The 17,268-nt window shown below is 71.5% G+C and carries 15 protein-coding genes; 8 read left to right on the top strand and 7 right to left on the bottom strand.

Annotated features, from left to right (window positions below):
- Nucleotides 1-3 precede the first annotated feature (3 nt).
- The 3 genes from AC5R91_RS23290 to ychF form a co-directional block, all read right to left on the bottom strand.
- Nucleotides 4-240, bottom strand: a complete 237-nt coding sequence (locus AC5R91_RS23290; protein ID WP_495393448.1) for a type II toxin-antitoxin system MqsA family antitoxin — start codon at nucleotides 238-240, stop codon at nucleotides 4-6.
- Nucleotides 240-566 (bottom strand): DUF4258 domain-containing protein, encoded by a 327-nt coding sequence (locus AC5R91_RS23285; RefSeq protein ID WP_495393447.1) that lies wholly within the window; start codon nucleotides 564-566, stop codon nucleotides 240-242. The genes AC5R91_RS23290 and AC5R91_RS23285 overlap by 1 nt, the downstream gene beginning before the upstream one ends.
- Before the next feature lie 154 nt (nucleotides 567-720).
- Nucleotides 721-1,797: a redox-regulated ATPase YchF gene (gene ychF / locus AC5R91_RS23280; protein WP_495393445.1), complete on the bottom strand. Its 1,077-nt coding sequence runs from the start codon at nucleotides 1,795-1,797 to the stop codon at nucleotides 721-723.
- A gap of 138 nt (nucleotides 1,798-1,935) precedes the next feature.
- Here ychF and AC5R91_RS23275 point away from each other — a divergent pair, with 138 nt between their 5' ends.
- From AC5R91_RS23275 to AC5R91_RS23265, 3 genes are all read left to right on the top strand, one after another.
- Nucleotides 1,936-3,471: a DNA recombination protein RmuC gene (locus AC5R91_RS23275; protein ID WP_495393444.1), complete on the top strand. Its 1,536-nt coding sequence runs from the start codon at nucleotides 1,936-1,938 to the stop codon at nucleotides 3,469-3,471.
- The gene (locus tag AC5R91_RS23270) at nucleotides 3,471-4,100 is read left to right on the top strand and encodes a DUF6542 domain-containing protein (RefSeq protein ID WP_495393443.1); all 630 of its coding nucleotides are present in this window, start codon (nucleotides 3,471-3,473) and stop codon (nucleotides 4,098-4,100) included. The genes AC5R91_RS23275 and AC5R91_RS23270 overlap by 1 nt, the downstream gene beginning before the upstream one ends.
- A gap of 1,161 nt (nucleotides 4,101-5,261) precedes the next feature.
- Nucleotides 5,262-6,449 (top strand): polysaccharide deacetylase family protein, encoded by a 1,188-nt coding sequence (locus AC5R91_RS23265; RefSeq protein ID WP_495393442.1) that lies wholly within the window; start codon nucleotides 5,262-5,264, stop codon nucleotides 6,447-6,449.
- 82 nt (nucleotides 6,450-6,531) lie between these two features.
- On the opposite strand, the gene AC5R91_RS23260 is transcribed toward AC5R91_RS23265, so the two are convergent.
- Together AC5R91_RS23260 and glpX are read right to left on the bottom strand one after the other, a co-directional pair.
- Nucleotides 6,532-7,230 carry a sterol desaturase family protein gene (locus AC5R91_RS23260; protein ID WP_495393440.1) on the bottom strand — a complete coding sequence of 233 codons (699 nt, stop codon included), beginning with the start codon at nucleotides 7,228-7,230 and terminating at the stop codon, nucleotides 6,532-6,534.
- Nucleotides 7,231-7,253: 23 nt separating this feature from the next.
- A complete protein-coding gene (glpX, locus tag AC5R91_RS23255) occupies nucleotides 7,254-8,309 on the bottom strand; it encodes a class II fructose-bisphosphatase (RefSeq protein ID WP_495393439.1) in 1,056 nt (351 codons plus the stop codon).
- 360 nt (nucleotides 8,310-8,669) lie between these two features.
- On the opposite strand from glpX, the gene AC5R91_RS23250 reads away from it, so the two are divergent.
- Nucleotides 8,670-9,260 carry a DUF4245 domain-containing protein gene (locus AC5R91_RS23250; protein ID WP_495393438.1) on the top strand — a complete coding sequence of 197 codons (591 nt, stop codon included), beginning with the start codon at nucleotides 8,670-8,672 and terminating at the stop codon, nucleotides 9,258-9,260.
- A gap of 313 nt (nucleotides 9,261-9,573) precedes the next feature.
- On the opposite strand, the gene AC5R91_RS23245 is transcribed toward AC5R91_RS23250, so the two are convergent.
- Nucleotides 9,574-9,912 carry a hypothetical protein gene (locus AC5R91_RS23245; protein ID WP_495393437.1) on the bottom strand — a complete coding sequence of 113 codons (339 nt, stop codon included), beginning with the start codon at nucleotides 9,910-9,912 and terminating at the stop codon, nucleotides 9,574-9,576.
- Nucleotides 9,913-10,261: 349 nt separating this feature from the next.
- On the opposite strand from AC5R91_RS23245, the gene AC5R91_RS23240 reads away from it, so the two are divergent.
- Entirely contained in the window at nucleotides 10,262-10,669 is a 408-nt protein-coding gene (locus AC5R91_RS23240; RefSeq protein WP_495393436.1) for an exodeoxyribonuclease VII small subunit, read from the top strand.
- Nucleotides 10,670-10,718: 49 nt separating this feature from the next.
- Here AC5R91_RS23240 and xseA read toward each other — a convergent pair whose 3' ends face one another.
- Entirely contained in the window at nucleotides 10,719-11,933 is a 1,215-nt protein-coding gene (xseA, locus tag AC5R91_RS23235; RefSeq protein WP_495393435.1) for an exodeoxyribonuclease VII large subunit, read from the bottom strand.
- 142 nt (nucleotides 11,934-12,075) lie between these two features.
- Between xseA and AC5R91_RS23230 the strand changes: the two genes are divergently transcribed.
- The 3 genes from AC5R91_RS23230 (at nucleotide 12,076) to sthA (ending at nucleotide 17,199) form a co-directional block, all read left to right on the top strand.
- Entirely contained in the window at nucleotides 12,076-13,041 is a 966-nt protein-coding gene (locus tag AC5R91_RS23230; protein ID WP_495393434.1) for a 4-hydroxy-3-methylbut-2-enyl diphosphate reductase, read from the top strand.
- Between the two features lie 694 nt (nucleotides 13,042-13,735).
- Complete coding sequence (locus AC5R91_RS23225) at nucleotides 13,736-15,127, top strand: class II fumarate hydratase (protein WP_495393433.1); 1,392 nt, start codon at nucleotides 13,736-13,738, stop codon at nucleotides 15,125-15,127.
- Between the two features lie 662 nt (nucleotides 15,128-15,789).
- Entirely contained in the window at nucleotides 15,790-17,199 is a 1,410-nt protein-coding gene (gene sthA, locus AC5R91_RS23220) for a Si-specific NAD(P)(+) transhydrogenase (RefSeq protein ID WP_041941053.1), read from the top strand.
- Nucleotides 17,200-17,268: the final 69 nt, after the last annotated feature.

Genomic DNA, 17,268 nt, shown 5'->3' with positions numbered 1-17,268 from the left:
TTCTCAGGCAGCGGCCGCTGCCTGAGCATAGGGGCGGATCGCCACGACATCGGCTGCCAGCATCTCTCGGAAAAGATCATCCAACCGATGGGCTACCGGACCATCCAGCCATGTCATGCCGCAGGATGGACACTCCTCCACCGGTATGTCCGTCACGACCGCAACGCGGCCGCCACGCTGCACGACCTTCGGCTTCCGGCCTGGACGGATCTCGCCGTTGCCACACGCGTCGCAGCGCACTACCGCCTCCTCCGAAAGTCATCCGACCATTCAGCCGGATACGGCTCGTACACAGTAACCAGTGTCTCGCGCCGCCGGCTCTCGTCAACGGCGATCACAACATGCAGCGGCCGAAGCCACTCGATCAAGAGCACCAGTTCCTTGAGGACGAACGGCCGGCCCAACGCCTCCTCGATGACCTCGCCCGATCCGAGTAGCCGCTCAAACTCACCGAGCCCGATGTCGATGATCTCGAGCTTGTCGAACACGTGCTCGGTGTAGCGATAGCCGAACCGTCGCGCGTAGGGCCGCGAGACCGGGCGGTAACGATCCTCACCTTCGCGCACGAGATCTCCACCGAGGACGAGGACAAGGCCGTCGAATGCAAGATCCTAGGCCAGATGTCGGGCAGCGCCTCGGAGCACAGCGTGACCCACCTGTGATCCCGGCGCGGTGCTGCGGGGCAGCGTTCCAGGGAGCGCTGCGTGGCTGCGAGCCTCGTCAGACGTTGAAGCGGAACTCGACGACGTCGCCGTCGGCCATGACGTAGTCCTTGCCCTCCATGCGGACCTTGCCGGCGGCGCGGGCGGCGACCATGGTGCCGGCGGCGATGAGCTCGCCGAAGGAGACGATCTCGGCCTTGATGAAGCCGCGCTGGAAGTCGGTGTGGATGGCGCCGGCGGCCTCCGGGGCGGTCGCGCCGGCCCTGATCGTCCAGGCGCGCGATTCCTTCGGGCCGGCGGTGAGGAAGGTCTGCAGGCCGAGGGTGTGGAAGCCGATCCGGGCGAGCTGGGCCAGGCCGCTGACCTCCTGGCCGAGGGAGGCGAGAAGCTCGGCGGCGTCGGCGTCGTCCAGCTCGGCGAGCTCGGCCTCGACCTTGGCGCACAGCACGATCGCGTCGGCGGGGGCGACCGACTCGACGAGCTCCTTGTGCTGGCCGGGGTCGGCGAGGACGTCCTCGTCGACGTTGAACACGTACAGGAACGGCTTCGCGGTGAGCAGGAACAGCTCGCGCAGCGCGTCCCGGTCGATCTTTGGCTCGGAGGAGAGGGTGCGGCCGGCGTCGAGGACCTCGCGGGCGGCCTTCACGGCGGCGAGCAGCGGCTGCTTCGCCTTGTCCGCGCGAGCCTCCTTCTCCAGCTTCGGCAGCCGGGCGTCGAGGGTCTGCAGGTCGGCGAGGATGAGCTCGGTGTTGATCGTCTCGATGTCGTCGGCCGGGTCGACCTTGCCCTCGACGTGCACCACGTCGGGATCGGAGAACACCCGGACGACCTGGCAGACCGCGTCGGACTCGCGGATGTTCGCGAGGAAGCGGTTGCCGAGGCCCTGGCCCTCGGAGGCGCCGCGGACGAGCCCGGCGATGTCGACGAAGCTGACCGTCGCCGGCACCACGCGGGCGCTGTCGTACAGCTTCGCCAGCTCGTCGAGCCGCGGGTCGGGGACGCCGACGACGCCGACGTTCGGCTCGATCGTCGCGAACGGGTAGTTCGCGGCGAGCACATCATTGCGCGTCAGGGCGTTGAACAACGTGGACTTGCCGACGTTGGGCAGCCCCACGATACCGATCGACAAGCCCATGGCGGATCAGTCTACGGGCCGGCGGGCGGCGCGCGGCGGGTCGGCCGCCGCCGGCGACCCGGCCGGAGTCGGCCGGGTCGCCACGCCGCCGACCGGCTTGCCGCAAAACTGTCGGAGGGTCGTGATTGCCTTCCCATCGTGAACACCACCAGCGCGTTGCTGACCCTCCTCGGGCTGGCTGTCGGGGCCGTGGGCGGCCTGTTCGCCGCCCGCCGGCTGGCCGACCCGCGCTACGCGGCGCTCGCCGCCGCCCATGCGACGGCCCAGCGGGAGCGGGACTCCGCCCGCGAGGCCGCCGCGGCGAGCGCCGAGCGCGCCCAGCTCGCCGAGTCGGATGTCTCCGGCCTGCGCACGGCGCTGGATTACGAGCGGCGCGCCGCCGCCGAGCGGGTCGCCCTGGTCGAGCAGAGCCAGGAGCGGCTCGCCGAGAGCTTCCGGGCCCTGTCCGCGCAGGCGCTGGAGGGGGCGAGTCGCCAGCTCGTGGAGCTGGCCACCGCCCGGCTCGACGAGGCCGGCGCCCGCGCCCGCGGTGATCTCGACGCGCGCCGCGCGGCGGTGGAGGGCATGGTCACCCCGCTGCGCGACGCCCTGGGACGGATGGAGAGCCGCCTGCACGAGCTGGAGACGGCCCGCACGGAGGCGTATGCGGCGCTCGTGGAGCAGGTGCGCTTCGCCCGCGAGGCATCGGAGAGCCTGCGGTCCGAGACGGCGGCGCTGGTCACGGTCCTGCGCCGCCCGCAGGCCCGCGGGGCGTGGGGGGAGATGCAGCTACGCCGGGTCGCCGAGGTGGCCGGCATGGTCAACCGTTGTGACTTCACCGAGCAGATGACCGTCCAGGGCGACGACGGCCCGCTGCGGCCCGACATGGTGGTTCACCTCGCCGGTGGGCGCAACGTCGTCGTCGACGCGAAGGTCCCGCTGGCCGCCTTCCTCGACGCCGCCGAGAGCACCGACGAGGAGTACCGCGCCGGGCGGATGGCCGCCCACGCCCGGCACCTGCGCGCCCACGTCGACGGACTCGCCGCCAAGTCGTACTGGCGGCGGCTGCCGGCCTCGCCGGAGTTCGTCGTGCTGTTCGTGCCCGCCGAGGCGTTCCTCGCCCCGGCGCTCGACCACGATCCGGGCCTGCTGGAGCACGCCGCCGCCAGGAAGGTCATCATCGCCACCCCGACCACGCTGATCGCGATGCTGCGGACCATCGCGCATGCCTGGACCCAGGAGGCGTTGACCACGCGGACCAGGGAGATCTTCGAGCTCGGCCGGGATCTCTACACCCGCCTGGGCACGCTCGGCGAACACGTCGACCGGCTCGGCCGCTCGCTGGGCCGGGCGGTCGGGGACTTCAACGCGACCGTCGGTTCGCTGGAGAGCCGGGTGCTCACCCCAGCCCGCCGGCTCGCCGCCATGGAAGTGGTCGAGGCGGCGCTGCCGAGCCCCGCGCCCGTGGAGTCCGGCGTGCGCGCGCTGTCCGCGGCTGAACTACTGCACGACCCCGGCCTGCCCGAGCAGGCGGCGCCGACCGCCGGCGGAACCGGGGATGTCGGATATCGGACCTCGGCAGAAGTGGCGGGGAGGACATCGGGGTCAAACAACCAGAAAGACAATGACTGGACGACGCAAAGCAGTGGTTCGACCACCGAAGGTTCCGACACGGGGGCCGATGCCGCGGTCTGATGCATCGTCCTGACGCATTTGAAATCCCCGGGCGGTACCTTGCGTTCGTGAGTGTGCCGCCGCATCGGCAGTCAGCCGGGCCGCCGGGGAGATCCGTGCGCGCCGACAGGTTCGACGATCCGTATGTCCGCGGCTCGCGGGGCCGCGCGAGCGCACCGCCGCCCACGCTGTTCACCGGCAGCAGGCGGGGGCTGACCGCGCTCGGTACCGGGATCATCGTGCTCGTTGTCGGCGGCGTGGGCGCCCTCATCGACTCGGTCGCCTTCGGCTCGGTGAAGTACGCGTTCGGCACGCTGTTCATCGGCGCCTGCGTGCTCGTCGCGGTGCGGGTCCACACCGACGATCTGATCGGCGTCGTGATCATGCCACCGCTGGTGTACGCGCTCATCACGATCGGCGTCGGCTATCTTGATCCCTCCACCGGAGACGGCAGTTCCGGACTGCGGAACAAGGCGATCGACATCGGCTCGGAGATGATCCTGCACGCGCCGATCCTGCTGGCGGCCTTCCTGCTGGTCGCCCTCATCGCGGTTTTTCGCGGCCGGCGCGCGCAGATCGCCCGGCGCGAGCGGCAACGCGCCCTCGCCGCCCAGTCAGCCGCCGAGCGCCGCCGACGCCCCGGCCACTAGGCCTTCCTGGCCCGCTCAGAGCCAGTCAGCGAGCGCGCCAGCAGGCCCACCGAACGTGGTCTGCGAACCATCGGGTCGCGTCGAAGAGCCCCCGGCGGCCACACCGGCCCTCCCCGGACTGGTTCCCGCCTGCACAACATCCGCCAGCCGCAGCAGCGCGTGCAACGGCGCGGGAGCGCTGCGGGTGGGACACCTGCCGGCCCGCAGGGAATACCCCAGACAGGCACGGCCCCGGCCCCGGCGCCGCGGCCACCGCGGCGACCGCATCTGATTGCGCCTGAGTAATGTCACCGAGTGGTAGCGCCGAGGAAGGGGGGCTCCATGGGAGCGATCTCTTCGTGGTGGGATCGATGTCGTTGCGGCCATAGCCGCGATCTGCATCGGCATTATCGCAAGGGCAATGACTGCGCGCGCTGCGACTGCCGGGCGTTCACCCGGATCCGGCCTCGCCGCTCCGGCGACGACCCGACGCCCTGACCTTCCCGGATCCACGGCCGGCACCGGGGCACATCGGACGCCCGGACACATCCCGTCCCGGAGCACACAGGCACCGGACACACGGGCACCGGAACACATCGGCGCCAGGACAGATCGCCAGCCGGGACACATGGCCAGCCGAAGCCGGCGGGCCGCCACCTCGGCTCGCCCCCGGCCGGAAAGAAGCGCCCGCGGGCGCCGAGAGCCGCAACGTGGCAGTCGGGCCCACAGCGCAGGAGCGCACGACCGGGCGCGGCAGCCGGAGCTCGGCTGCGTGCCGGCCGCCCCGACGACTCGTTGACGGCCCGCACCAGGCCTGACGCCGACCGCACCAGGCGGTCACCGGATGCCCCAGTCGCAACTCCCGCACCACGTCCGCGCCCCCGACGATCCACTGATTGCGCGGCGACACCTCTCGGAAAAGTTCTGTTTTCTTAATCAGCACAATGATGACGGGCTCCGACGGCCGGTCGGCAAGGTACTCGCCTTCCCGGTTCACCGGCTATTGGGACCACTCGTGCTACATTCCATGCCGCATCACGGACTCACTCCTCGGACGCACTTCGGCGCAATTACCCGATGCCGCGTCCATGCCCGCGGCGTTCGCAGGGAGGCCCGCTTGACGTTCGCTCCGCCCGAACCGCTCGCCGAGCGGGACGCGCGCGGCACCGTGCTCGGACCGCGATGACGCTCGGTCTACGGACGGCCCGGCGCGGACAGATGATCCCGGTCCTGCGCTACCGCTCGCTCGACCCGCACACCACCCGGGGTGCACCGCGTCGACCCATGCCGTTCTCGACCTTCGCTCGGCACTGCTGCCTGATCGCCGCGTCCGGCCGCCAGCCGATGACGGTGTCCGGGTACGTCGCCTCCCTCGGTGTCGCCTCCGCCCCGAAGAATCCGATCGTCATCACCTTGGACGACGGCGGCGCGGAAACAATGAACGCGCTGCGCCGCCTGGCCGAGTGGGGACTGACGGCAACGGTCTTCGTGACCAGTTCCCGGGTCGGTGATCCGGGCTATTTCCATCGGGCCGACCTACATCGCATCCGCGGGCTGGGAATCGAGATAGGAGGGTCCGGACACACCGGTCGACCGCTCAACGAGTTGGCTCGCACGGACGTGATCGCGGAGCTGACCCTTTCCAGGCGCCGCCTCGCCGTGGCGACGGGGGACGAGCCGCGCACGTTCGCCTACCCCGGCGGCGGCTATGACCTGTCCGTCCGCCAGTTGGTGATCTCCGCCGGGTACAGCTCGGCCTGCGCGGTGCGCGACGTGCTGTCCCATCCCGCCGACGACCGCTTCGCTCTGGCCCGCCTGACTGTCGACGCGACGACGCCGGACAGCCGGCTGCTGGCCTGGCTTGAAGGAGTCGGCCGGACGGAGCCGCATCCGGTGCTGCCGCGGGACCGGGCCTTCCGGTTTCCGCGCGTGGCCCGGTCATCCGGCCCGTTCCGCCCCCGCCTCGGACGCTCCGAGCCCCGGTCGCCCGGTCCGGCCGTGCCGAGCTCCGCCGCCGGTGCCGACCCGGCCCCCAGCTCCGTGCCCAGCCCCACACAGGCAACCAGCCCCACCGAGGCGGCCGGCGCCACCACGTCAGTCGGCGCTGGCGTCACCGGGACAGTCGGCACCAGCGAAGCAGCCAATCCCGTCACCGGGACGAACCCCGGCGGGCCGGACGGGAGAACTGCCGCTGACGCCGTCGGCGCCGAGTCCCACGCCGCCACGTCGGCCCCGATGCGGGAGTGCGACCTGTGCCGACCGACCTCGCCCAGCGCTGCGCGCACGACGCCGAGCGCGCCGCCCACCAGGGCACTGACGGCAGGGTCAGCCCAGCAGCAGCCCGGACAGCGGATACGGCGTTCCAGTTGAACGAGTCAAGTCAGCCGCCGACGACCGGCGCTCGGTTTCCGCGCCCACCCGCCACCGCACCAGCCGTCAAGGGTTCGCTCCGTCAAGGGTTCGCTGCAGAATCGAGGCCACGGGCGGTCGGGGAGAGCTCCACGGCGTCCCGCGGCGGGTTCGTGCGCAGCGCCAGATCTCCGAGGGGGCTGGTCACGCCGAGCCAGTAGCGCTCGTTGCGGTAGTGGTGCAGCCGATGGCCACGCCAGAGCCGCCGGTAGTACGTGGTGCGCGGCGGGACCCGGGTGTGGATGAGGAAGTGCGTCCAGTCGTAGGCAAGGACGCCGACACCCGCGCACAGCGCCCCCGTCGCCGCCCAGGGTGGTCCGAGCAGCGCCGGCAGGGCGGCCACGGCCGTTCCGGTGATGACCTCGCGGGGGCGGAGGAACATGGTGTCGAGGTCGGTCGGGTCACGGTGGTGCTGTTCGTGGCCGTAGCCGGCAAGCTGGTAGCCGACGGCGCCCAGCCGGCTGGCCGGGCGGGCGTGCAGCAACAGGCGGTGCACGCCCCATTCCACGAAGGGCTGGGCGAGGGCGGCGGCCACAGCGACACGGGTGTCACGCGCCCGCCACGACCCACGGCCCGCGCGCACGGCGGCGAGCGTCCCCACGCAGCCGAGCAGGACGGGCGGCCTTGGATGGGCGAGGAACCGGCGGGCGGCGCCGGCCAGCGTGCGGACCTCCGCCGCGCTGCCATGCGGCCCCGGCCGGTCGAGCCGGACGAACAACTCCGCGGGAGACAGCCGCGCCACGCGATCGCCTCCCCGGGGTGAGATCAGAACGGAACGGTGGAGTACGCCTGCAGCTTGGTGAGCTGATGCTGGCTGTCAACCCGGCGAATCGTGCCCGAGCGGGAGCGCATCACCAGCGACGACGTGTTCGCGCCGCCCGGGCGGTACCGTACCCCGGCCAGCAGCTCACCATCTGTGATCCCCGTCGCGACGAAGAAGACGTTGTCGCTGGCCACCAGGTCCCGCGTGGACAACACCCGCTCCGGGTCGTGCCCGAGGGCGACGACCTTGCTGCGCTCGGCCTCGTCCTTGGGCCACAGCCGGCCCTGGATCACCCCGCCGAGACACGTCACGGCGCAGGCGGTGATGATCCCCTCCGGCGTGCCACCGACGCCGAGAAGCAGGTCGACGCCGGTGTCGGCGGAGGCGGCCATCACGGCGCCGGCGACGTCGCCGTCGGAGATGAGCTTCACCCTGGCGCCGGCGGCGCGGATCTGCTCGACGAGCTCGGCGTGCCGGGGCCGGTCCAGGACGACCACGGTGACGTCGCGGGGATGGATCGCCTTCGCCTTCGCCACGGCCCGGATGTTGTCCTCGACGGAGGCGGTGATGTCGACGACATCCGCCGCCTCCGGCCCGGTGACCAGCTTCTCCATGTAGAAGCAGGCACTCGCGTCGTACATCGAGCCGCGCTCGCTGACCGCCATGACGGACACCGCGTTGTTCATGCCCTTGGACGTGAGCGTGGTGCCGTCGACGGGGTCGACGGCGACGTCGCACTCCGGACCCTCACCCGAGCCGACCTGCTCCCCGTTGAACAGCATCGGGGCCTCGTCCTTCTCCCCCTCGCCGATGACGACGACGCCGCGCATCGACACGGTGCCGACGAGCCGGCGCATCGCGTCGACGGCGGCCCCGTCGGCGCCGTTCTTGTCGCCACGACCGACCCAGCGCGCGGCGGCGAGCGCCGCGGCCTCGGTCACGCGGACGAGTTCGAGGGCGAGGTTGCGGTCCGGGGCCTGCCCCTGCACGGCCAGCGTGTCGGGCACAGCCGAGGAGTCGGAGGACCTGGCGGCGAAGGCATCGGGAGCGGAAGGCACGGGCGTGAGCCTAGTTCGGCCACCCCGCTGGCGCCCGAGATACGCAGCCGCACGACGGTCGACACCCCGGTCACCGTATCCCGGAGCATCTACCGCCGTCAGGCGAACCGGGGCATCCGGACTGTCGTGCGCGTGACAGGCCAGAAGCCGAAAACTTGCGCGCAACCTTCCGGTGCATGCAGGCGTCAAACGCTTCGATCGGGCGGCCGTCACGCGGAGGGGGCGTGACGGCCGCCCGTCGACGTTCCGCCCCGTCCGCGGCAGGCTGTGGGCGAGATTCCGACCACACGAGCGCCGCAAGGGGCCGCCCAAACCGGTCCCGGGCCCCCACCGACCCGCCGAGACCTGGAAGATGGGGGCGTGGCACAACGACAGCGACGCGGCCAGGAAACGATCAGGGACATGATCCTCTCCCTCGCCGCGGTCATGGCGGGCGTTCTGGTCTTCGTCATCTTCGTGATGCCGCGCGGCGGCGACGAGTCGGCGGTCAAGGTCGTCGAGACGGCCGAGCCGATGGCGGCCTTCGCCCGGCAGACGCCCTACACCCCGCTCGCTCCCGCCGGGCTGCCCGGGTACTGGAAGGCGACCTCGCTGCGGCTGACCGGCCCCACCGGCAGCTCCGACGGCGGCAACGTCGCCGAGGCGACGGTCGGATACGTCGTCGACCGGTCCGGCCACCGGACGTACGCCCGGCTGCGGGAGAGCAATGCGCCGAACGCGGTGCAGAAGCTGCTCGGCAACCGCCCGGCGCGCGGGACGGTGGACGTCGACGGGGTCCCCTGGGAGCAGCGCCCGGACAACAACGGCCATCTCGCCATCAGCCGGACCGACGGGGGCCTCACGGTGGTCGTCGACGACGGTGACGGGAAGGGCGGCGCGTCCCAGGTGGACCTGGCCGCCCTCGCCGAGTCGCTCCAGCCGGTCCAGGCGATCCAGCCCAGCGGCACCTGACGGGGGCGCGGGCCCGGGCCACACAGTCCCGCGCCCGACGGAACCGTGGCCCTTGATGCGGAACGCCGAGGATTCGGCGATCCCGGCCGTCGTGCGGCAGATACCTGAACGTCGTTAGTTAGTAAGGATTCGGACCAATCGTCCGGATTTCTCGATTGAAAGGCCCGCATCCTTCGGCGGAATTACCCCGCCGAATGGACCGGAGTCGGCGTCGGCGGGGATCGGCTCCGCGGGCTGGATACCCGGACCTGCGGGCCCGGGTATCCAGTATCACCGAATGATCGCTGCGGTGGCGAGGCCGGCCTCGACGACCTCAGTGGTGGCTGGCCCCGGCGGCGACGGGAGGCCGCCCGGACGGCGCGGGATTCCCGTGGGATCCGTGCGAGCCGTCCCAGGCGGTAGCCGCCGGGATGAGTACCGCCAGCCCGAGGATGAGACCGGCCGCGCGCCGCAGCAGCGGCCCGCCGGCCGGGGTGCGCCGGTTGTACCGGCCACCCCGGCCGCCCTGATCGATGGAACTGGCGTCGCGAGACGCCGTGCCGGCGAGGTCGTGCCGCAGCAGGACCGGACCTCCCGGAGAGGCGGGTGGAACCTGCCCCCGGGAGCGACCACCGACGGCCTGACGTCGGAGCGACGGACGTGCGCCGGGCATGTGGTGTACCTCCGGACCGCCCGAAGCGGACGGGCGGTCAGCCGAGTGGGGCCCGCAGATTCGCGGACCGCCACCAATCTGAAACGTCCTGCAGTGACCTTGTACTATGGATCTCCGCCGAGCCAACCCGCTACGACCATGATTGTCGCCTGATTGATATCACGTTGTGCGGACGGAGTGCGGCATTTCAGGCTCGGGTGACACCCGGCGTGGCGTCGGCGCCGGTCAGGAATACTCGTGACACGCCACGTCGAATTGCGCCCGAGCCGCGCGGAGGCACGAGGCGTCACGATCGGGCCATGGCAACGCATTGGCCTGGAATTGGGTATGCGGGGGCGCGGAGGTGGCGATGTCTGAAAGTCCTGGATCCACGACGGTAGGCGACTCTCCCGGCACCGGGCGAGCCGCCCGACCGAACTCGAACGCACCGAACTCCGACGCACCGAACTCCGACGCACCGGAGGCGCCCGGCATCCCCGCCGTGCCGGCCGTGGTCGGCTCGCCGACCGCCGGCGGCGCGCCGACCGCTGCCGGCGCGCCGGCAGTGCGCGGCACCCAGGCGGCGCCGGCGATCAGCTACGAGACCGCCCGCGCCGAGTTGGAGGAGGTCGTCCGCCAACTCGAGGCCGGCGGAGTGACACTGGAGCAGTCACTGGCGCTGTGGGAGCGCGGCGAGGAGCTGGCCCGGACCTGCCAGGCGCTGCTCGACGGCGCCCGCGCCCGGCTCGCCGCCGCCGACCCCACCCGCCCCGCCTGACACCCCGCCCCGCCTGACACCGATCCGCTCCCCCGCGGCCGGGGTCCCGTTAGTCCTCGCTGGCCGCGGCCCCGAACGCGCCGCCCGCCACCCGGATGGTGAGCCGCTCGCCCGGTCCGACCTCCGCGGGGTCGCGCACGACCGCGCCGTCCGCCGCGCGCTGCGCGACGGCGTACCCGCGATCGAGGGTCGCCGCCGGGGACAGCGCGCGCACCCGGGCGCGGGTGGCGACCAGATCGCGCGCCGTGACGTCCAGGGCGTGGTGCACGCAGCGGCGGGAACGGGCCAGCAGGGCGGCGACGTCGTCCGAGCGCCGGGCGAGGTCGCGGGCGGGCGCCGCGAGGACCGGGCGGCCCCGCATGTCGGCGAGCCGGCGTTCCTCCCGCTCGAGCCGGTGTTCGACGACCCGCCGCGCGCGGCCTCGCAACTGGGCGACCACGGCGGTCTGCTCGCCGACGTCGGGCACCACCCGCTTGGCGGCGTCCGTCGGGGTCGAGGCGCGCACGTCGGCGACGAAGTCGAGCAGCGGCGCGTCCTGCTCGTGTCCGATCGCCGACACGACCGGGGTGCGCGCGGCCACCACGGCGCGCAGCAGCGCCTCGTCGGAGAACGGCAGCAGATCCTCCAGCGACCCGCCGCCGCGGGCGATAACGATCACCTCGACCTCGGTCCGGCCGTCGAGCTCGCGCAGCGCGTCGATGACCTGGGACACCGCCAGCGGGCCCTGGACGGCGACCTCCCGCAGCACGATGCGCACCGCCGGCCAGCGTCGCCGCGCGTTCTCGACGACGTCGCGCTCCGCGGCGCTGGCCCGCCCGGTGATCAATCCGACGGCCGCCGGCAGGAACGGCGGACGCCGCTTGCGGGACGCCGCGAACAGGCCCTCCGCGGCCAGCGTGGCCTTGAGCTGCTCCAGCCGAGCCAGCAGGGCGCCTGCGCCGAGGGGGCGGATCTCCACCACCGCGAGGGCGAGGGTGCCGCGCCCGGGGTGGAAGGACGGCTTGCCCCACACGACGACCCGCGCGCCGTCCACGAGCGCGGGGCCGACGGCATCACAGACCGCTCGCGGACAGGTGACCCGCAGCGACACGTCCGCGACGGGGTCCCTGAGGGTGAGGAAAACAGTGCCCATTCCGGGACGGCGGACGAGCTGCGTGACCTGTCCCTCAACCCACACCCGGCCGAGCCGGTGGACCCAGTCGCCGACGGCTCGCGAGACCGTGCGAACCGGCAAGGGCTGTTCGGGAGTCGAGGTCAGGGCCATTCGGGCACCGTAGCCGGTGCGTCCGACAGGTCGGGGAGAGTGCGCGTGACCGTGGCGCGAGGCGGACCGGACGATGTCGCCATCCGGGTATGCATCGCCCGCGGCTCTTCCAGCAGGCCCCTCACCGCGTAGACTGCCCAGCATGGGCCGGGTCCTTCTTGCCAAGCCGCGCGGCTACTGCGCCGGTGTCGATCGAGCTGTCGTGACCGTGGAGAAGGCGCTGGAGCTCTACGGATCGCCGGTCTACGTACGTAAGCAGATCGTGCACAACCTCCACGTCGTACGGACGCTGGAGGCCAAGGGCGCGATCTTCGTTGACGAGACCGACGAGGTACCACAGGGCGCCACCGTGGTCTTCTCAGCGCACGGGGTCGCGCCGACCGTGCACGAGGAGGCCTCCTCGCGTCAACTGCGCACCATTGACGCAACCTGTCCGCTCGTCAGCAAGGTGCATTCCGAGGCGCGTCGGTTTGCCCGCGAGGATTACGACATCCTACTCATCGGCCATGAGGGCCACGAGGAGGTCGTCGGCACCACTGGCCAGGCGCCTGACCGCATTCACCTGGTGGACGGTCCCGAGGATGCCGCCAAGGTGAAGGTGCGCGACCCCGAGCACGTCGCCTTCCTCTCCCAGACCACCCTCTCCGTCGACGAGACGCAGACGACGGTCAAGGCCCTGCGCGAGCGCTTCCCGCACCTGCAGGGTCCACCGAGCGACGACATCTGCTACGCGACGCAGAACCGGCAGGTCGCCGTCAAGGAGATCTCCAGCGCGGTCGACCTGGTCATCGTCGTCGGCTCGCCGAACTCCTCCAACTCGGTGCGCCTGGTCGAGGTCGCGCTCGACGCCGGCGCCCCCGCCGCCTACCTCGTCGACGACTCCACCGAGGTCGACGCGAGCTGGCTCGACGGCGTCGAGACCGTCGGTGTGACCAGCGGCGCCTCGGTTCCCGAGGAGCTGGTCACCGGCGTCATGGCCTGGCTGGCCGAGCGTGGGTTCAACGACGTCGAGGAGGTCACCTCCGCCGACGAGCACCTCCTGTTCGCCCTCCCGCCCGAGTTGCGCCGCGACATCCGCGCCCGCGAGCGCGAGACCGCCGCTTCCTAGCGGTAGCGGCACCACCCAGACAACGACGCCCACTGCCCCGCCCCGTGGCATCGACGCCACGCGGCAGGGTAGTGGGCGTCTCTCATTGGCGCCGCGCTCCCCGTCCCTGCCGGCCGGCCCGACCTGCCACTCCCCCGGGTTCCCCACATAGTGCACCGCCTCGGCAGCCCGCTTCCCGTCCAACTATCACTTTCCGTGACAGCAGGCGGTGTGGCTGAGTCGGGTCGCAGACCGGACGACGGCTCGTGCGTCGGCAGCGGATGCGCGGGAAAGCGCCTGCCTGTTCCTTCTGGGGGGTTCCGCGCCCGATTCGTCCCCCCAGAAGGAACAGGTAGCCCCGCTCCCATGCACACTGCCGGGCATGGCGTGCGGCGGCACCCGCCAAACCATGATCGCACCAGATTCGCCCCACCACCCCGGCCACCAGGCCCAGGGGAGATCGCCGAAGGCGAGCTGACCGAAACCCGCACGGCGCCCAATACCAGGGGTCCCCGCAAAGCGCCGAAGGCGCTTTGCGGGGGATGGTGTGAGAGCTCCCATGCGCCCGTGCGGCGCGGGCACCAGTCGCCCGGCATGTCCTAGGGTCGGGCGATGGGGCCGCTGTCCAGACGGCCTCTCGCCGGGTGGTGGGCACCGGCGTGTGGTGCTGGTCAGATGCAGGTCAACGGCGACGGAACATCGGGAGAACGGGCGCATGAGCGAGCAGGAATACCGCATCGAGCACGACAGCATGGGCGACGTCCGGGTGCCGGCATCGGCCCGGTGGCGGGCCCAGACGCAGCGGGCGGTGGAGAACTTTCCCGTCTCCGGCCAGCGGATCTCCCGGGCGCACATTCAGGCGCTCGCGCGGATCAAGGCGGCGGCGGCGACGGTGAACGCCAAGCTCGGGGTGCTCGACGCCGACATCGCCGAGGCGATCGCGGACGCGGCGGCCGAGGTCGCGCGCGGCGACTGGGACGACCAGTTCCCGCTGGACGTGTTCCAGACCGGCAGCGGCACCTCGTCGAACATGAACACCAACGAGGTGCTGGCGTCGCTGGCGTCCGAGCGGCTCGGCCGGGCGGTGCATCCGAACGACCACGTGAACGCGTCGCAGTCGTCGAACGACGTCTTCCCGTCGTCGATCCACGTGGCCGCGACCCAGGGGATCGTGCAGGAGCTGATCCCGGCGCTGCAGCACCTCGCCGCCTCTCTCGGCCGCAAGGAGACCGAGTTCGCGGACGTGGTGAAGTCCGGGCGGACGCACCTGATGGACGCGACGCCGGTGACGCTCGGTCAGGAGTTCGGCGGCTACGCCGCGGCGGTCCGCCTCGGTGTCGAGCGCCTGAACGTGGCCCTGCCGCGGGTGGGCGAGCTGCCGCTGGGCGGCACGGCCGTCGGCACCGGCATCAACACCCCGCCCGGCTTCTCCGCCGCGGTGATCGAGGAACTCGCCGCCAACACGAACCTGCCGCTGACCGAGGCGCGCAACCACTTCGAGGCGCAGGCGTCGCGGGACGGCCTGGTCGAGGCGTCCGGGGTGCTGCGGGTCATCGCCATCTCGCTGTACAAGATTGCCAACGACCTGCGCTGGGCCTCGTCAGGGCCGCGGGCCGGCCTCGGGGAGATCCACCTGCCGGACCTGCAGCCCGGCTCGTCGATCATGCCCGGCAAGGTGAACCCGGTCATCCCGGAGGCGGTCTGCCAGGTCGTCGCGCAGGTCGTCGGGAACGACGCGGCGGTCGCCTTCGGCGGCTCGGCCGGGAACTTCGAGCTCAACGTGATGCTGCCGGTGATCGCGCGCAACCTGCTGGAGTCGATCCACATCCTGTCCACGATCAGCCGGCTGCTCGCGGACCGCTGCGTCGACGGGATCGTCGCCAACGTCGAGCGCTGCCGCCGCTACGCCGAGTCCTCGCCGTCCATCGTGACGCCGTTGAACAAGTACATCGGCTACGAGGAGGCGGCCAAGGTCGCGAAGCTGTCCCTCGCCGAGGAGAAGACGATCCGCGAAGTGGTGATCGAGCGCGGCTACATCGAGGCCGGCAAGCTCACCGAGGCCCAGCTCGACGCCGCCCTCGACGTGCTCTCGATGACCCACCCGTAGGCAGTCCACTCGTAGACGGTCCACCCGTCGGCGGTCCACCCGTCGGCGGTCCACCCGTCGGCGGTCCACCCGTCGGCGGTCCACCCGTCGATGACCCGCTCGTCGGTGGCCCATCCGTCGACGAGCGGCCGGACGGACCGGCTCCGGTGGACCACTCCGGAGCCGGCGTCCGGCGCCGCTCCCCCCGCCCGTCACCGCTCCCAGCGCACCTCCCGCCAACGGGTGGGCGTCCGTCCCGAGCGCGGCGACGCGGCGGCGGCGCGGCGGGGGTCGTGGAAGACCCCCCAGACAGCCTCCACGACCCCCGCCCAAGGTCTAACGAGACGGCGGCGCGTTCGTTACGGGTGGCGGCGGCACAAATTTCGAGCGGGCCCGCGAAGATCATTCGACACCGTCGCGCGGTAGACCCGCCCCGGCGGCGTACGGCCGGCGGACCGGCTCGGCTCGGCTCGGCTCGGGTGTGCCACCCGCCGCCGGCACGTCTCGGTCATCACGGACGGGTTACTCTCGAACACAGCCCGTGATATCGCGTGGCTGAAACCCCCGGGGGAAAGCGCGGAGAAGAAATAAACGTAACAAGACCGTGCAACATGCCGACCCGCCCGCTCCAGCCAGATAGCCTCTGCTTCACCGGGAGCCGGAAAGAATGCGGGGAGGTGACGGTGTTCGACTATGACGTCCTCGTCATCGGGTCCGGACCCGGCGGGCAGAAGGCTGCGATCGCGGCAGCCAAGCTCGGCCGGCGGGTCGCGATCGTGGACAAGCGGGAGATGATCGGCGGTGTCAGCATCAACACTGGCACGATCCCGTCCAAGACGCTTCGGGAGGCCGTTCTCTATCTGACCGGCATGTCGCAGCGCGAGCTGTACGGGTCGAGCTACCGGGTCAAGGACGACATCACCGTGGGTGATCTGTCCGCCCGGACCAGACATGTGATCAGCCGAGAGATCGATGTCATCCGCAACCAGCTCAGCCGCAACCACGTCACGCTGCTGACGGGCCTGGCGAGCTTCATCGACCCGCACACGGTGAGCGTGCGGGCGGCCGGGGACATCGAGGACCGGCGGGTCCAGGCTGAGCGGATCATCATCGCCACCGGCACCCGGCCCGCGCGGCCGGACACGGTCGACTTCGACGGCCGGACGGTGGTCGACAGCGACCAGATCCTGGCCCTCGAACGGTTGCCGCGGTCGATGGTCGTCGTCGGCGCCGGGGTGATCGGCATCGAGTACGCCTCGATGTTCGCCGCGCTCGGCACCAAGGTGACGGTCGTCGAGCGGCGCGACCGCATGCTGGACTTCTGCGACGTCGAGATCGTCGAGGCCCTGAAGTACCAGTTGCGGGACCTCGCGGTGACGTTCCGCTTCCGCGAGTCGGTGGTGTCGGTCGAGCGGCACAACGGCGGGACGCTCACCCTGCTGGAGAGCGGCAAGAAGCTGCCCGCGGACACGGTGATGTACTCGGCGGGACGGCAGGGGCTCACCGACATCCTCAACCTGCCCGCGGCGGGGCTGTCCGCGGACAACCGCGGCCGGATCAAGGTCGGCTCCGACTTCCGCACCGAGGTCGAGCACATCTACGCCGTCGGCGACGTGATCGGTTTCCCGGCGCTCGCCGCGACCTCGATGGAGCAGGGCCGGTTGGCGGCCTATGCCGCGTGCGGCGAGAACGTCAACGCGATGCGGGCGGAGCTCATGCCGATCGGGATCTACACGATCCCGGAGATCTCCTACGTCGGGCGGACCGAGGACGAGCTCACCGAGCTCGCGATCCCGTTCGAGGTGGGCATCGCCCGGTACCGGGAGCTGGCCCGCGGCGCGATCCTCGGTGACTCGTACGGGATGCTGAAGCTGCTGGTCAGCCCCGAGGATCGGAGCCTGCTCGGGGTACACGTGTTCGGCACCGGCGCCACCGAGCTGATCCACATCGGCCAGACGGTGATGGGGTGCAACGGCACCATCGACTACCTTGTCGACAGCGTCTTCAACTACCCGACGCTGGCCGAGTCCTACAAGGTCGCGGCGCTCGACGCGATGAACAAGATGCGAGCCGTCGCCCGCTTCAGCGGCTGATCCAACCGCTACGGCGACCCCAGCATCAGCAGCACCCACGCACCCCCGTCGCGGGCCGAGGTACAGCTC

This window comes from Frankia sp. BMG5.60, from assembly GCF_059428125.1.
Note: the sequence above shows the minus strand (reverse complement) of the source record. Positions and strands in the feature narration are given on the sequence as shown.

Excerpts from the sequence above, each read along its gene's own strand:
- ychF (WP_495393445.1), bottom strand. The coding sequence starts at position 1,797 with ATGGGCTTGTCGATCGGTATCGTGGGGCTGCCCAACGTCGGCAAGTCC.
- AC5R91_RS23270 (WP_495393443.1), top strand. The coding sequence starts at position 3,471 with ATGCATCGTCCTGACGCATTTGAAATCCCCGGGCGGTACCTTGCGTTC.
- AC5R91_RS23265 (WP_495393442.1), top strand. The coding sequence starts at position 5,262 with ATGACGCTCGGTCTACGGACGGCCCGGCGCGGACAGATGATCCCGGTC.
- AC5R91_RS23245 (WP_495393437.1), bottom strand. The coding sequence starts at position 9,912 with ATGCCCGGCGCACGTCCGTCGCTCCGACGTCAGGCCGTCGGTGGTCGC.
- AC5R91_RS23240 (WP_495393436.1), top strand. The coding sequence starts at position 10,262 with ATGTCTGAAAGTCCTGGATCCACGACGGTAGGCGACTCTCCCGGCACC.
- xseA (WP_495393435.1), bottom strand. The coding sequence starts at position 11,933 with ATGGCCCTGACCTCGACTCCCGAACAGCCCTTGCCGGTTCGCACGGTC.
- AC5R91_RS23230 (WP_495393434.1), top strand. The coding sequence starts at position 12,076 with ATGGGCCGGGTCCTTCTTGCCAAGCCGCGCGGCTACTGCGCCGGTGTC.
- AC5R91_RS23225 (WP_495393433.1), top strand. The coding sequence starts at position 13,736 with ATGAGCGAGCAGGAATACCGCATCGAGCACGACAGCATGGGCGACGTC.